Source organism: uncultured Ruegeria sp., from assembly GCF_947504215.1.
Classification (GTDB): Bacteria; Pseudomonadota; Alphaproteobacteria; order Rhodobacterales; family Rhodobacteraceae; genus Ruegeria.
On the sequence record NZ_CANNGO010000001.1, the window covers coordinates 301,606 to 315,873 of the forward strand.

At 55.5% G+C, this 14,268-nt stretch carries 15 protein-coding genes; 6 read left to right on the forward strand and 9 right to left on the reverse strand.

Annotated elements, in window-relative coordinates:
* Positions 1 to 217 precede the first annotated feature (217 nt).
* Positions 218 to 1,093 carry an FkbM family methyltransferase gene (locus Q1B21_RS01460; RefSeq protein WP_299885066.1) on the forward strand — a complete coding sequence of 292 codons (876 nt, stop codon included), beginning with the start codon at positions 218 to 220 and terminating at the stop codon, positions 1,091 to 1,093.
* Between the two features lie 187 nt (positions 1,094 to 1,280).
* On the opposite strand, the gene Q1B21_RS01465 is transcribed toward Q1B21_RS01460, so the two are convergent.
* The 6 genes from Q1B21_RS01465 to rpiA form a co-directional block, all read right to left on the reverse strand.
* Positions 1,281 to 2,720 carry a Do family serine endopeptidase gene (locus Q1B21_RS01465; protein ID WP_298933466.1) on the reverse strand — a complete coding sequence of 480 codons (1,440 nt, stop codon included), beginning with the start codon at positions 2,718 to 2,720 and terminating at the stop codon, positions 1,281 to 1,283.
* A 175-nt stretch (positions 2,721 to 2,895) separates the two neighbouring features.
* Positions 2,896 to 3,090 carry a DUF2065 domain-containing protein gene (locus Q1B21_RS01470; protein WP_120635092.1) on the reverse strand — a complete coding sequence of 65 codons (195 nt, stop codon included), beginning with the start codon at positions 3,088 to 3,090 and terminating at the stop codon, positions 2,896 to 2,898.
* Positions 3,090 to 3,983: a protease modulator HflC gene (gene hflC, locus Q1B21_RS01475; protein ID WP_299078253.1), complete on the reverse strand. Its 894-nt coding sequence runs from the start codon at positions 3,981 to 3,983 to the stop codon at positions 3,090 to 3,092. Before hflC ends, Q1B21_RS01470 begins: the two co-directional genes overlap by 1 nt.
* Positions 3,983 to 5,125 (reverse strand): FtsH protease activity modulator HflK, encoded by a 1,143-nt coding sequence (gene hflK / locus Q1B21_RS01480; RefSeq protein ID WP_298932629.1) that lies wholly within the window; start codon positions 5,123 to 5,125, stop codon positions 3,983 to 3,985. The genes hflC and hflK overlap by 1 nt, the downstream gene beginning before the upstream one ends.
* A 72-nt stretch (positions 5,126 to 5,197) precedes the next feature.
* Entirely contained in the window at positions 5,198 to 6,556 is a 1,359-nt protein-coding gene (gene gor / locus Q1B21_RS01485; protein WP_299885072.1) for a glutathione-disulfide reductase, read from the reverse strand.
* 128 nt (positions 6,557 to 6,684) lie between these two features.
* Positions 6,685 to 7,473 (reverse strand): ribose-5-phosphate isomerase RpiA, encoded by a 789-nt coding sequence (gene rpiA / locus Q1B21_RS01490; RefSeq protein WP_299885075.1) that lies wholly within the window; start codon positions 7,471 to 7,473, stop codon positions 6,685 to 6,687.
* A 167-nt stretch (positions 7,474 to 7,640) separates the two neighbouring features.
* Between rpiA and Q1B21_RS01495 the strand changes: the two genes are divergently transcribed.
* The 3 genes from Q1B21_RS01495 to Q1B21_RS01505 are packed head-to-tail and all read left to right on the forward strand — an operon-like array spanning position 7,641 to position 10,683.
* Entirely contained in the window at positions 7,641 to 8,342 is a 702-nt protein-coding gene (locus Q1B21_RS01495; protein ID WP_299885078.1) for a glutathione S-transferase family protein, read from the forward strand.
* A 1-nt stretch (position 8,343) separates the two neighbouring features.
* The gene (locus tag Q1B21_RS01500) at positions 8,344 to 9,717 is read left to right on the forward strand and encodes an L-serine ammonia-lyase (RefSeq protein WP_299885081.1); all 1,374 of its coding nucleotides are present in this window, start codon (positions 8,344 to 8,346) and stop codon (positions 9,715 to 9,717) included.
* A 51-nt stretch (positions 9,718 to 9,768) separates the two neighbouring features.
* A complete protein-coding gene (locus Q1B21_RS01505; RefSeq protein WP_299885089.1) occupies positions 9,769 to 10,683 on the forward strand; it encodes a DMT family transporter in 915 nt (304 codons plus the stop codon).
* Here the strand turns inward: Q1B21_RS01505 and Q1B21_RS01510 are convergent.
* Entirely contained in the window at positions 10,628 to 11,356 is a 729-nt protein-coding gene (locus tag Q1B21_RS01510; RefSeq protein ID WP_367277440.1) for a thiamine diphosphokinase, read from the reverse strand. The two genes, Q1B21_RS01505 and Q1B21_RS01510, sit on opposite strands and share 56 nt — an antisense overlap.
* Positions 11,357 to 11,456: 100 nt before the next feature.
* Here Q1B21_RS01510 and Q1B21_RS01515 point away from each other — a divergent pair, with 100 nt between their 5' ends.
* Positions 11,457 to 13,016 (forward strand): hypothetical protein, encoded by a 1,560-nt coding sequence (locus Q1B21_RS01515; RefSeq protein ID WP_299885096.1) that lies wholly within the window; start codon positions 11,457 to 11,459, stop codon positions 13,014 to 13,016.
* A 199-nt stretch (positions 13,017 to 13,215) separates the two neighbouring features.
* The gene (locus Q1B21_RS01520) at positions 13,216 to 13,764 is read left to right on the forward strand and encodes a GNAT family N-acetyltransferase (RefSeq protein ID WP_299885099.1); all 549 of its coding nucleotides are present in this window, start codon (positions 13,216 to 13,218) and stop codon (positions 13,762 to 13,764) included.
* An 8-nt stretch (positions 13,765 to 13,772) separates the two neighbouring features.
* Here Q1B21_RS01520 and Q1B21_RS01525 read toward each other — a convergent pair whose 3' ends face one another.
* On the reverse strand, positions 13,773 to 13,973 hold the full coding sequence (locus Q1B21_RS01525; protein WP_299885102.1) for a hypothetical protein: 201 nt from the start codon (positions 13,971 to 13,973) through the stop codon (positions 13,773 to 13,775).
* Between the two features lie 63 nt (positions 13,974 to 14,036).
* The gene (locus Q1B21_RS01530) at positions 14,037 to 14,267 is read right to left on the reverse strand and encodes a hypothetical protein (protein ID WP_299885105.1); all 231 of its coding nucleotides are present in this window, start codon (positions 14,265 to 14,267) and stop codon (positions 14,037 to 14,039) included.
* Between the last annotated feature and the right edge of the window lies 1 nt (position 14,268).

Consider the following 14,268-nt stretch of genomic DNA (forward strand, 5'->3'; position numbering starts at 1 on the left):
TCCTGAGCTAACTTGGATTCGTTACCGTAGGAGGTCAGAGAATCATCCCCGATATCTGTCCACTGACCTCTCCCTGTATCTGAGCCATATGCCCGCACGGCATATGGCTCATTTTCTTTTGCGCCTTCTCGATCAGCTAGAATAAAGTTATTGCGTCCCACGCCCGTATTCCTACTAGTTGGCTTCGACGCAAATCAACTGAATTGGCCTACAGTAAATGGACGAGAAAAACCTAGCTCGTTGGAGGCACCTTGTCCGGTGCTTTGACACCGAAGCACCTCTACATGTGATCGATGTTGGAGCCAGGCCCCTGGAGAGACCGCTGTATCAAAACCTGCTCGAAAATCAGCTCTGCAAGCTTTCGGGTTTTGAACCCGACCCTGAAAGTTTCAAAAAACTTGAACAAATAGAACTCGAAAACGCGCAGTACTATTGTATGGCATTGGGTGACGGAACAGCGCGGACCCTCAATATCTATCGTTCTGGCGGTTTTACTTCGGTACTTTCACCATATGAACCATCCCTGCAGTATCTGGGGCGCTTCAAGAGGGCATTGCGGATCATAAACAAGGTGGATGTCGACTTGCATCGTATGGATGAAGTCGAAGGTCTAAGAGATGGCGATATCCTCAAAATCGACGTGCAAGGCTTTGAGCGAGAGATCATCCTGGGTGGAAAGCGCGTTTTGCAGAACGCGATAATGATAATCCCAGAAGTTAGATACCTTCGCATCTATCAGGCAGAACCAATGTTTGGGGAAATTGATAGTCTTCTAAGAAACATGGGGTTTTCCTATCTGAAGACACTTTTCACCAAATCGATGCGCATAAACAGTCGTTATGCTGGCAGGTTAAGTCAGAAGTATCAAGGATCGCAGGCTATTGATGGAGATGTTATCTATATCAAAGATCTGTCGGCGCCGGGCACGTTCAGTGATAGTCAGCTAAAACACTTGTGCCTTTCCGCAGATGCTGTGGTTCAGTCTTATGACTTGGCTTTGAAGTGTCTGGAATTACTAACTTCCAGGGGCTGCGTTTCGGAAGAAGATGTTTCAACCTACATTGATTTGATCCCGGAAAACGAAAGCGCGTGAATGATCGGAACAAACTTCTTGCTCTCTGAAGTTAAGGCTGCCAGCCCAAATAAGAGCATACGGCGCTTAGGCGCGGGTCAATCGACTCCCGCTGTAAACACGAAAGGAGGCCCAACAATGAGCCTCCTCGAAATTCACCTTTGCGACCAACTGTAAGCTTGGCTCAACTCATCGAGTGCTTCTTGGCTTACTCCTCGAGGCTCAGCGCAACAAAACGCGGATCACCGCCTCGGCGCACCAAAAGCAACAGGGATTTTCGCCCAGCTACGCGCGCTTCCTCCATTCGTCCTTCGAGATCTTCGATCGTTTCGACCTTTTGCTGACCCGCTTCGGTAATCAGGTCGCCTGCACGTAGCCCTTTGGCATAAGCCTCGGATGCCTCATCCACATCAGCGACAACCAGCCCTTCTGCATCAGCGTCCAGACCAAGATCTTCCCGGAATTTGTCTGTTAGCGGGGAAATGGTCAGACCCAGGATATCAGCGTTTTCACCACCCTCAGCGTCAGGTGTTTCTTCTTCTTCGCTTTCGCTGCTTTCAGCGTCTTCACGACGTCCCAGCGTAACCAGAATGGTCTGTGTGCCGCCGTCTCGCTGAACAACGACCCGCACGGATTTGCCCACCGTAGTCTCGCCAACCTGACGTACCAACCCGCGCGTATCTTCGACGTCAACACCGTCAAAGCTGAGGATCACGTCGCCCGCTTTAAGGCCGGCTTCTTTTGCCGGTCCTTCGGGTACATCGCTGATCAATGCGCCGCCGGGCTTCTCCAGCCCCATTGCCTCTGCCATATCTTCCGTGACGTCCTGAATGCGGACGCCGAGCCAACCGCGGCGCGTTTCTCCGAACTCACGCAGTTGATCTACGACTTTGATCACCACATTGGAGGCCATTGAAAATCCGATACCGATAGAGCCGCCATTGGGCGACAAGATCGCGGTATTCACACCGATGACCTGCCCGTCCATGTCAAACAGCGGCCCGCCCGAGTTGCCACGGTTGATCGCTGCGTCAGTCTGAATGTAGTCATCATAGGATCCGCTAAGCGCCCGATTACGGGCCGAAACAATCCCGGCTGAAACGGAAAAGCCTTGCCCCAACGGGTTGCCCATTGCGATGACCCAATCTCCGACCCGAGCGTTGTCACTGTCGCCGAAGGTCACATATTTCAGCGGCCCCGATGCCTCGACCTTAAGAAGCGCGATGTCGGTTTTCTCGTCAGTACCGATAACTTCGGCGGGTAGTTCCTTTTTGGGCTGACCGTCGCCCGGGAAGAATTCAACAAGGATTTCATCTGCTTCGGCGATGACGTGATTGTTGGTGACGATATAGCCGTCTTCGGAAATCACGAAACCCGACCCCAGCGCATTGCTACGGCGCGGCCGATTTTCGTCATCGCCGTTGCGGTCCTGAAAATCACGAAAGAAGTCTTCGAATGGTGACCCTTCAGGGACGATACCCTGCGGACCGGTCTGCCCTTCTATCAAGGTGGAGGTAGTGATGTTCACGACCGCAGGGCTGATTTGCTCCGCCAACGGCGCCAGGCTTTCCCCCCGCGCATGCGCGGCCATCGTCTGTGCCAAAACGAGTAGCATGCTGGCAAAGGCCAGCCACATCAGCCGCATCATAACACTAACATCGTCCCAACGGACGGACACACTGCGCGCTTTTGCCTGCACTTGGGATCTCCTTGTCGACTAACTATCCCGACGGTTATGCCGGTATTTCTACCCAATGTAGTCAGTTTGGGTCTGCCCGCAACTCGGGAACAGGGGGAAATCACCAGCACGTGACATCACCAGATCAAAATCCCAACTGATATGCACCCCACAAAAGGACAAAACCGCTGACCACACACAGCAAACCCATCAGTCGCCGGGCTGGTTCCGGCAGGGCCCGCAGCGCCTCTAACATGCGCTCAATAAGCGAAGGGGCCAGCGCATAGGCCAGCCCCTCGACTATCAATACCAGCCCGAAGGCCAGAAGGATCAGGCCCATTACTCGGCTACCGCAGCCGGCGCTTGCCGTCCGGTGGGAGAGCTGAGGTAGTTGAAGAACTCTGAATCCGGGCTCATTATCAACGAGCTGTTTCCGCCCTGCAGCGCATTCTCATATGCAGTCAGAGAGCGGTAGAATTCAAAAAACTCAGGGTCCGCGCCGTAAGCTTCGGCAAAGATCGCGTTGCGTTCAGCGTCAGCTTCACCGCGGATGATCTCGGCCTCGCGACGCGCGTCAGATACCAGCTCCACAACCGTCCGGTCGGCTTGAGCGCGCACACGCTGCGCTGCCTCGTTACCGCGGGCACGCTCGTCGGTCGCTTCCCGTTCCCGTTCGGCTTTCATCCGATCAAACGTTGCTTCGAGGTTGGCTTGCGGCAGGTCAGTGGCCTTCAAACGAACGTCAATCACGCTCACGCCCAGCGCCTGCGCCTCGGCAATCGCGCTGTTGCGGATACGAAGCATCAACGCGGCACGATCCGAGCTGAGGATATCGCGAGACGATACCGAACCCAGAACCTCACGTGTTTCGGCGCGCAGGATCCGGTCCAGACGGTCTTCGGCAACCGGAATACCGCCGACACCAACCGCCTGACGGAACTGTTCAAGGTCTGAAATCCGGTAGCGTGCAAACGCGTCAACCACCAGACGGCGATCATCTAAAGGCGTAACCTCAAGCGGCTGAACGTCGATGGACAAGATTCGGTCGTCGTATCGGACTACTTCTTGAATAACCGGGATTTTGAAGGCGAGACCAGGCTCTTCCTTGACCGCAACAACGCGACCAAATTGCAGAACCAACGCGCGTTCGCGCTCGTCCACGATAAAGATCGAGGACAGACCCACAACCGCCAGGATGAAAACAAGGATCAGAATAATAGGTGATTTACGCATCAGTTGCTCTCCGCGGCAGGGCTACGACGCAGCTCGTTAAGCGGCAGATAGGGTACGACACCCTGCCCCTGCCCGCCTGAGTTCTGGTCCAGAATGATCTTATCTACGTCGCCCAGAACCTGTTCCATTCGCTCAAGATAAAGACGCTTACGGGTGACATCCGGCGCTTTGGAGTATTCTTCAAGAACCGCGCTAAAGCGGCTGGCCTCACCCTGAGCGCTGTTGATCTGCTGGGCACGATACCCTTCAGATTCTTCCAGGATTTGCGCGGCTTCACCACGCGCCTCGGCGAGAACCCGGTTGGCATAGGCGTCAGCGACATTCTGCAATCGGTCCCGCTCCTGCGCGGCAGCCTGAACGTCGCGGAACGCGGCAATCACGTCCTGCGGTGGGTCGGCCTTGTCGAAGTTCACCCGCACAATGTTCACACCAGAGTTATAGCTGTCCATCGTGGACTGGATCAGTTCCTGCAGGCGATCCGCAATAATACCCCGATCCCGGTTCAGGATCGGAGCCAGCTCTGATTGCGCAATGATCTCACGCATGGCGGATTCCGACACTGCCTGAATGGTTTGCTTAGGATCTCGCAAGTTAAACAGGTACTTGGCGGGGTCGTTGATGTTCCAGACAACCTGATAGTCGATGTCGACCACGTTTTCGTCGCCGGTCAGCATTAGACCGTCATCGCTGCCACGCGCTCCGCCCATATCTTCGTTCTGTTCGCGGGTCACCGGAATGACTTCGGCGGTCACAAGCGGCCAAGGTGCAAAGTTCAGACCCGGGTTACCGACGGCTGAGAACTCGCCCAGAAACAACTCAACAGACTGTTCTTCTGGCTTGACCGTATAAAAGCTTGCTGCCGCCCAAAGACCAGCCGCGACCAACAGACCAATGGCAACAGTGCCTTTGGTGAAGATGGGACCGCCACCACCACCCTTGCCATTCGAACCACGGCCACCGCCGCCGCGCCCGCCCATAAGGACGCGCAACTGCTCCTGGCCCTTCTTCATCAGCTCGTCGATCTCGGGAATCTGCGGGCCGTCGCTTTCGGGCGGCTTGCGCCCGTCCCCGTTGTTACCCCGATTTCCTCCGCCACCCGAGGAGCCTCCGCCCCCCCAGGGGCCACCGCTGTTGCCCGCCATATTTTTCAATTCCTTCGCTTAGGCCCGTGTGATCACGGGGTCCCTTGTAACTTGTGTGCGCGTACTTGCAAATCAAGCAGTGCGCACAGGTTGCCGCATTGTCACCAATTCCTCGGCCATCACCGGGTGAACCGCGACTGTACGGTCAAAGTCTTCCTTGGTTGCGCCCATCTTTACCGCAATACCTGCCAACTGAATCATCTCACCTGCGCCCGGCGCGACGATGTGACAGCCTAACACCTTTCGTGTCGCCTGGCTGACAATCAGTTTCATCAAAACACGCTGGGTTCCACCGGCAAACGCTTTCTGCATCGGTTTGAACGAGGTGGCATACACCTCGATCGGTTCCTGTTCGGCGGCCTCTTCCTCGCTCAGGCCAACCGTGCCCATTTCCGGCTGGGTAAAGATCGCTGTTGGGATAAGCTCGTGATCGACCGGTGTAGGGTTGCCCTTAAACACGGTTTCGACAAAAGCCATCCCCTCGCGGATCGCAACCGGCGTCAGATTGACCCTGTCGGTGACATCGCCAATGGCGAAGATCGAGGGAACGGCCGTCTGGCTGTAGTCATCGACGACAACCTCGCCTTTACGCCCCCTCTCAACACCCAAAGCTTCAAGCCCCAGATCATCGGCATTCGGCGCGCGGCCCGTCGCGTACATAACCGTGTCAAACAGTTGTTCAGACCCGTTGGTCGCCTTGACCCAGATCTTGTCGCCCTGCTTCTTCATCTCAAGCACGTTTGTGCCCAGGTGAACATCGATCCCGTTCTGGCACATTTCTTCGCTGATCAACCCACGCGCCTCGTCATCGAAGCCGCGCAGAATTTGCGCGCCGCGATAAAACTGTGTCGTCTTGACCCCAAGCCCGTTCATGATCCCTGCAAATTCGCAAGCAATGTACCCGCCGCCGACAATCAACATTGTCTCGGGCAGCTTTTCCAGATGGAAGATTTCATTTGACGTAATCGCCAGCTCTGATCCAGGAAACGCGGGCACAACCGGGCGACCGCCTGTGGCCACCAGAATGTGCTTGGCGGTCTTGCGCGTACCATCGGCCAGCTCGACTGTGTGTGCGTCCACCAAATGGGCACGCTGATCAAAGCTTTCGACGCCGTTGTTCTTCAGGATACTGCGATAGATACCTTCCAACCGATCCAGTTCTGCATGCAGCTTGCCGCGGAACGTTTCCCAATTGAAAGCACCGGGTTGAATGCCCCAACCATAAGCTTGTGCGTCACCCACGGTGTCAGCAAATTCGCTGGCAAAAACCATCAGCTTTTTCGGAACACAGCCCCGAATGACACAGGTTCCGCCATAACGATCCTCTTCAGCCAACGCCACTTTGGCGCCGGTTTCGCCAGCCGCGACCCGCGCCGCGCGTACCCCACCCGAGCCACCACCGATGACGAATAGATCATAGTCAAAGCTCATGCCTGGTTCCTTCGTTCAACTTGCAAGAATTCTCTGGATATCTGGGCACAGAAAAACGCCCGCCAACCCCTTTGGAGAGGAAATAGCTGCTTTTCTTACGAGATTTGCGCCGCGACACATCAAATGGCTCAATCCGACAAATCGGAGAACAAGTTTTCGCCGGCCCCTTCGATCAACTGGTCCAGCTCGATTGTGCCCTCGTTGATGTCGCGTAATTCGACCCGACCATCCCCATGCCCGATGACGACCTTGTCGCAAATGTCGATGAACAAGCCATTCTCGACCACGCCCGGCACCTGATTCAGCACCAAGGCCATTTGCCGTGCGTTGCCAATGCGTTGTAGATGCAGATCAAGAATATGGTTTCCCTCATCCGTCACAAACGGCGCCTCACCATTCATGCGCAGTGCGGCCGAGGTGCCAAGCACGTCCATTGTGTCCAGCGCTTCTTCGATCAGCGTTCGCGTGGTTTGCCAACCAAACGGGATCACCTCGACCGGAAGCGGGAAAGCACCCAGTGTTTCGACCTCTTTTCCCGCATCCGCAATCACGATCATCTGGTCACTGGCAGTGGCCACGATCTTTTCCTGCAAATGCGCACCGCCGCCGCCCTTGATCAGATTCAGATCGCCGTCAAACTCGTCTGCTCCGTCGATGGTCAGATCCAGCCACCCCGCCTGATCCAGCGAGACCACCTCGATACCAACCTCGCGGGCCAGCTGAGCGGTCCGGGTCGATGTCGGAACACCCATGATCCGCAGGTTTTCACCCTGAACCCTTTCGCCCAAACGGCGTACTAGCCAGGCGGCGGTGGACCCGGTGCCCAAACCGACACGCATTCCGTCTTCAACCATGTCGGCTGCACGGCGCGCTGCAACGTATTTTGCCATATCGATGGGCGACAGTTCTCCGGTCATGGCAGCTATCCTTTGTTTTTCTGTCGATCTTATACGGAATGCGTCAAACGACTGCGAGCCCGAAATCGCATAAGCGCTTACCAATCATGTCGCAAAAATACGCGTTTCCTATCGGAAACGTCGCAATCAAGTCTTCCTGTTTCCACGTAGCGCTATAAGTAGACAGAATGACGACGCTGTATCGCCTCCACTATGCTCCTGACAACGCCTCGCTGGTGATCCGACTGGTGTTGGAAGAAATGGACCTGCCCTATGAAACTGTGCTGGTCGATCGCAGCCGGAACGAGCAAGAAAGCGTGGCCTACCGGGCGCTAAACCCGAACGGGTTGATTCCTGTTCTTGAGACATCGCAAGGCCCGATATTTGAGACAGCCGCGATTCTGTTGTGGCTGGCAGACACCCATGGTGAGCTCGCGCCCTCCTCAGCCAGCCCTAACCGCGGTGATTTCTTGAAATGGCTGTTCTTTGCGTCAAACACGCTGCATTCAGATCTGCGTATCCTGTTTTACGCGGACCAGTACATTGAATCTGCGAAGGCAGCGGAACTGCGCGCCGGAATGTGCCCTCGCCTGCGTCGACACCTGAACGCACTAGATACGGTGGCAAAACAATCGCCCGAATGGCTGCACGCCGATCACCCATCGATCCTGACCTATTATCTGGCCTGTATGATGCGGTGGATGGCGCTGTATCCTGCCCGAATGGATCGCAGCTGGTATCAGCTGCCCGACACGCCGTATCTACAGAAAATTCTGATGCAACTTGAAACCCGCCCTGCGACACGTGCAGCCATTGCGGCCGAGGGCCTTGGGGTCACACCTTTCACATCTCCCACTCACGCCACTCCTCCTGAAGGCTCAGCTATCTGACATGTTCCTCTCTGTCTTTGATATGTTCAAAGTGGGCATTGGCCCATCCTCGTCGCACACAATGGGACCGATGGTTGCCGCTGCCCGGTTTCTTGACATGATGCGCGCCTCACCATTCGAATTTGCGGGACTTCGCGGGTCGCTACACGGCTCGCTGGCCTTTACTGGTGTCGGCCATGCGACAGATCGGGCGACCATCCTGGGGCTGGCAGGGTTTGTTCCGGACACCTACGACAACGCCAAAGCCGAGGCCGCATTGGCGGCGATCTCCGAGACCCACTCCGTTACGCCCGACGGTTTGCCAACCCTCAAATTCGATCCCAAAGCCGATCTTCTCTTTGATTATGAAAACACCCTGCCGGGTCACGCCAACGGCATGATCCTGATAGCGACGGACGCACAAGGCGACGTCATCCTGCGCCAAGTGTATTACTCGATCGGTGGCGGCTTTGTGATGACCGAAGAAGAACTAGCCGCAGGCAAAGCAACCGACGAAGGCGCACCGGTTCCGTTTCCCTTCAAATCTGCCGCCGAGATGCTGGAGATGTCCAATTCCAGTGGCAAAAGCATCGCCCATATGAAGCGCGAAAATGAAATCGCGCGCGGGTGCGCCAACAGTTTTGCCAAAGGGTCGGCCCGCTTGTGGCAAGTGATGAATGACTGCATCGAACGTGGGCTGTCCACGGATGGTATTCTGCCCGGAGGTCTGAGCGTGCGCCGCCGCGCAAAGGGTATCTACGATGCCTTGATGGCCGAGCGCGGTATGAACCTGACAGCGCCGCACACCATCAACGACTGGATGAGTGTTTATGCCATGGCCGTGAATGAAGAAAACGCAGCCGGTGGTCAGGTCGTGACAGCCCCGACTAATGGCGCGGCGGGCGTGTTGCCTGCTGTTCTGCGTTATTACTTGGATCATGTCCCGGGCGCATCAGAAAGCCATATCGAAGATTTCCTTCTGACCGCAGCCGCCATCGGAGGGCTGGTGAAATACAACGCCTCGATCTCGGGGGCCGAGGCTGGTTGCCAGGCCGAAGTTGGCAGCGCGTCTGCCATGGCCGCTGCGGGTCTGTGCGCAGTGATGGGTGGAACCCCGGAACAAGTGGAAAATGCTGCCGAGATCGCGTTGGAACATCACCTTGGCATGACATGTGATCCAGTAGCTGGTCTTGTTCAAGTGCCTTGCATCGAACGCAACGGGCTTGGCGCGATCAAGGCCGTCTCGGCGGCGTCACTAGCATTGCGTGGCGATGGTCAACATTTCGTGCCTTTGGATGCGGTGATCGAAACCATGCGCCAGACCGGGCAGGATATGCATGAGAAGTATAAAGAGACTTCACTCGGTGGTCTCGCGGTGAACATTCCCAACTGCTGAACGAGCGTTTAGCCCTTCCCCCCCGGCACAGCTTGACCTAGCGTGCCGGGCATGACCCAGGATCGCCCCGTCTTTGGCATCGTTCTGATGCTTGGTTTTTGTGTGCTCGCGCCGCTTGGCGACGCGACGGCGAAGCTGTTGGGGGAAACCACGCCATTGGGTCTGTTAGTGATAGTGCGTTTTGCGATTCAGGCGCTGATCCTGATTCCGTTGATTGCCGCCACCGGCCGCCCCTGGCGAATGCGCGGACGCATTCTACGACTGACAATGATCCGCACTGTGCTGCATATCGTTGGGATTACAGCAATGTTCAGTGCCTTGAAGTTCCTGCCGCTTGCAGATGCCGTCGCGATCGCATTTGTGATGCCATTTGTCATGCTGCTGTTGGGGAAATACGTGCTGGGCGAAGAGGTTGGCGCCCGACGTTTGATCGCCTGTATCGTTGGATTTGCAGGCACATTGCTGGTTATTCAACCCAGCTTCGCAGAAGTCGGCGCGCCTGCCTTGCTACCCCTAATCGTCGCCGTGGTTTTTGCGCTTTTCATGCTGGTCACACGGCAGATCGCAAAAGAAACCGATCCGGTTTCGTTGCAGGCCGTGTCTGGAGTGTTTGCGACGATACTATTACTGCCAGTGCTTTTGATCGGAACGAGTGCCGACATCTGGGAGATCTCGGTGATCGTACCGACTGGCAACTCCCATTGGCTATTGCTGGGCATCGGTATCCTGGGCACCGTGGCGCATCTGTTGATGACCTGGTCGCTGCGCTACGCGCCCTCGGCCACTTTGGCCCCGATGCAGTATTTGGAAATCCCGGTTGCGACCCTGATTGGTTGGATGATCTTCAAAGATCTGCCTGACGGTCTTGCCGCACTTGGGATTTTCATCACGATCCTTGCTGGGCTTTACGTCATCCTGCGCGAGCGGGCCACAGCCCGGTCTGCCCCGACAGAAACGCCTGCATGACCTGATCCAGCGCGTTGCGCGGGACCATAACCAGCAAGCCCGGTCCATCAATGTGCAGCTCGACCTCTGACAAGGCGCGATTGGACGTGCCCACTTTCCCGTTCGGTTCAAGAATCAAATCCTCGATGGGCCACTCCAACCCATTGCTGCGGCCAGTTACCCGAGCAAGTGGAAACAGAGACACTATGTCTCCGGGCGCTATTGCCAGCGAAATCTTAGGCGGCGCATGAAAGACTACTTCGTGTTCGCCAAACAAAACACATGCTCGGTCCTGATAGGTGACCAGAGTATTGAGCACCGCTAACTGGTGATCCAGACGCCTGCCCAAAAACCCAGCGCCCAGAACCAAGGGTGCCTGCACACTGCGCAAGGCCTTGTCAAAATCCGTGCTGTCTTGTTCCCGTATGGGAAACAAGCGGTCGTCAGGGATTCTGTCTTTGATTGTGCTCTCTAACGAATCAAAATCGCCGATGACAGCATCCGGCAATCGCCCCGAATCTACCAAAACCGCTGCTCCACCATCCGCCGCGACGACGGTGGTGACGCGATTCAGCACCAAATTCAGGTCATCTGGCCCAATCTGACCGCCTCCAAACAGCCCAATGGGGCCATTTGACCGTATAATTGTCCCATTTTTTCTAAGATTGACCATTTTTTCCGGATTTGGACACATTGAGACCACAAAATGATAGGTTCATACAAAAAGTTTTAAGCCAACAGGTGTGCCCGGACCCGGGCAAGTTGGCTCGTAGTTTGTAGAGGACATGTGTCTGATGGTACAGAATAACAAAGTGTTGACCGTTTCTTATGGAACCTTTTCCTGCACATTAGAAGGATTTGACAATTCCTTCGAAACTCTGAAAGCCATTGCCGACTACTTCCGCGAACTCGCTGCGGATGACCGGTATTTCGGATCTGAGCCGCCGCAGCCAGATGCAGAAATGCTAAACCGCATCGCTCAGCGCAATCCCTCCCAACACATCGAGGCCAGTCACAACGAAGCCGGTCTGTTGCTGCGCGCAACAGAAGCTGCTGCGCCCTCAACTGCAACTGCACCCGAAGAACAGACCTCGCAAGCCGCCTCGCTGAACATGATTGAAACGCCTGCCCCCGAAGCACAGACAGAGCCTAATGTTGCCAAGACAGACAGGCCCGCTGGCGCAGCAGCTGCGCCTGCTGATAGTATAGCATCCAAGTTGCAACGCATCCGCGCCGTCGTTTCACATTCGGATGCAAACCCACAGGGCTATGTCGAAGACGAAGACACCTCGTTGCTAAAAAGCAAAGAAGCCCCAGCAGACGCACTTACCGCCGCGTTCGAGGCGGGCGCGCTGAGTTCAGAAGATTTACAGCCGGCAAACGTTAAAAGCCCGTTTTCAATGGATGACCCCCAGCCAGTGACCGAGACGGCGCAGAAAGACGATCCTCAAACTGACGAAATTCTCTTTTCTGATCTCGACGAAACGTCGGAGGTCGAATTAGAAGATGACGGCATGCTCAACATCCTGAGCGATGAGGAAGTTGCTAGCCAGCCGGAAGGCGCGTCGATTGAGGACGCGCCGGGTCAAACCGCCGAAGGTGTCATCACCGCGGAAGATGAGGCTGACCTGCTAGATGAGATTTCGGAAGTCGAATCAAAGCTTTCGGATCCGTCAGGCATCAAGCTGGCCGAGAAGACCGATCCGGACCAGGATGTTTTTCGCCTGATGGAAGAAGCCGGAACACAGATGGAAGACCCGGCCAATAACAACAAACGCGAAACCTACTCGCACCTACGCACAGCGGTTGCCGCAACCGAAGCCGCGCGCAAGGTTGAAGGTGACGCTGGACAGAAATCACTGGATCAGGACTACCGCGGCGATCTGGCGTCCGTGGTCAGCCCCCGCCGTCCGGACACGAATACGACCAGCGCGCGACCCGACTACGATAGTGCTGCACCTCTTAAACTTGTTGCAGAACAGCGTGTCGATGACGGGACGGAAGACGCTGGCCCGGTTTCGCCGCGCCGCGTAAGTACTCAGTTGGAAGACGCTGTCCCCGAAGAGGGTGGTTTTGCCCAATTCGCCCGCGAACAAGAGGCACAATCCCTGCCCGATCTTCTTGAAGCGGCCGCAGCATACTTGTCCTTCATTGAAGGTCAGGAGCAGTTTTCGCGCCCGCAGCTGATGAACAAAGTACGGTCGTTCAAGCAAGATGAATTTGATCGTGAAGAAAGCTTACGTTCTTTTGGACAATTGTTGCGCGACGGTAAAATCCAAAAAGCGGGTGGCGGTCGTTTTGCGGCGTCGCACCTGATTGGGTTTCGCCCAGACGATGCCCGCGCCGCGGGCTGACACTCATGGAAATTGAACTAAAAGGGCCGGGAGTTTCTCTCGGCCCTTTGCTTTTTGCATAGCTCTGTCGACACCAACAGATGCGCGAATTGCCACTCATGCGATCAATTGGCCACGTTATGCTGCAGCGCAGAATTGTGTTACAGTGAACCAAGCTTCCTTTTTTGCCAAGATATCCCGCTCAGACAGAGGCCGCGCCATGCACGACATCGCAATCCGACGTTTGCGTAAATACGATAAGGCTCAGGTGACTACACATTTTAGTAATCTGGACAGCGAGGCCCTGACATCTCGTTTCGGCGTACCTGTTCGCCCACAACGGTTACAAACCTACATATCAGACATGTTTGGCACCGCAGCATTGGTGTTTGGCGCTTTCCCGGATACTTGCCTGCGCGGATTGGCAGAATTGTATCTACAACCTGACGGCAATGGTCACATTGCCGAAGCCGCATTTTCGGTGGAAAGCCCCTGGCAAGACCAGGGCATCGGTGACGCCTTGTTGTCTCGGCTGCTAACGGCAGCTCAAAACAGAGGGATTCGGGAAGTCCACATGCTCTGCCTTGCGACAAATCAAAAGATGAGGCGATTGGCATCACGTCACCAAGCTGACCTTACTCTTTTGCCTGGCCAGGTTGCGGCGACGCTGACCACGCCGTGGCCCACTCCATTTAGTATGGCCGAGGAACTGACTGGTGAATACCACGCCTTTGCACGTGCGATTCTGAGTTGGCCAAGTAAACAATAGAGAATCAATTAAGCTTGGAAATTAAATGCCAGCGCGACATATGGGCCGGTCAGAATCAGATCAATTACGTTTTTGCCCTCTTCGAAATCCACACTCAGATGTCGATACCCACCTGCAACGTCGATACGGTCGGTCCATTTCCAACTGGCTTGAACCACCGCCTCCCACTGAAAATCTGACCCAACATCAAAACCCCCAACATTACCCATGGCCGAGACACCCCAATGCGAATTGATCGCCCTGCTATATCAAGCGCCGATCAAGGGGTCGGTCTAACTCTCATCAGTGCTGGCAGTAAATCCTGCGACAGTCGTCGACAGGTTCAGATCCCAATGCCTTAGCCCGCCGGATGCTTCGACTCGGGATTGGCCATCGTCAAACACCGAATAGCCCAAAACCAACGAGGTCATTGTGCCGTCCAATACCCAGTTTGCAATGTCATTAAACGGCCCGATGTTCACATCGTCGCCAAGGCATCGGTGCTCAAGCAGGGTCTCGTGCAAA

Excerpts from the sequence above, each read along its gene's own strand:
- Q1B21_RS01520 (WP_299885099.1), top strand. The coding sequence starts at position 13,216 with ATGCACGACATCGCAATCCGACGTTTGCGTAAATACGATAAGGCTCAG.
- Q1B21_RS01470 (WP_120635092.1), bottom strand. The coding sequence starts at position 3,090 with ATGGGCCTGATCCTTCTGGCCTTCGGGCTGGTATTGATAGTCGAGGGG.
- Q1B21_RS01525 (WP_299885102.1), bottom strand. The coding sequence starts at position 13,973 with ATGGGTAATGTTGGGGGTTTTGATGTTGGGTCAGATTTTCAGTGGGAG.
- Q1B21_RS01510 (WP_367277440.1), bottom strand. The coding sequence starts at position 11,356 with ATGTGTCCAAATCCGGAAAAAATGGTCAATCTTAGAAAAAATGGGACA.
- Q1B21_RS01505 (WP_299885089.1), top strand. The coding sequence starts at position 9,769 with ATGACCCAGGATCGCCCCGTCTTTGGCATCGTTCTGATGCTTGGTTTT.
- Q1B21_RS01465 (WP_298933466.1), bottom strand. The coding sequence starts at position 2,720 with ATGATGCGGCTGATGTGGCTGGCCTTTGCCAGCATGCTACTCGTTTTG.
- gor (WP_299885072.1), bottom strand. The coding sequence starts at position 6,556 with ATGAGCTTTGACTATGATCTATTCGTCATCGGTGGTGGCTCGGGTGGG.
- hflK (WP_298932629.1), bottom strand. The coding sequence starts at position 5,125 with ATGGCGGGCAACAGCGGTGGCCCCTGGGGGGGCGGAGGCTCCTCGGGT.
- Q1B21_RS01495 (WP_299885078.1), top strand. The coding sequence starts at position 7,641 with ATGACGACGCTGTATCGCCTCCACTATGCTCCTGACAACGCCTCGCTG.
- Q1B21_RS01460 (WP_299885066.1), top strand. The coding sequence starts at position 218 with ATGGACGAGAAAAACCTAGCTCGTTGGAGGCACCTTGTCCGGTGCTTT.
- Q1B21_RS01515 (WP_299885096.1), top strand. The coding sequence starts at position 11,457 with ATGGTACAGAATAACAAAGTGTTGACCGTTTCTTATGGAACCTTTTCC.
- Q1B21_RS01500 (WP_299885081.1), top strand. The coding sequence starts at position 8,344 with ATGTTCCTCTCTGTCTTTGATATGTTCAAAGTGGGCATTGGCCCATCC.
- hflC (WP_299078253.1), bottom strand. The coding sequence starts at position 3,983 with ATGCGTAAATCACCTATTATTCTGATCCTTGTTTTCATCCTGGCGGTT.
- rpiA (WP_299885075.1), bottom strand. The coding sequence starts at position 7,473 with ATGACCGGAGAACTGTCGCCCATCGATATGGCAAAATACGTTGCAGCG.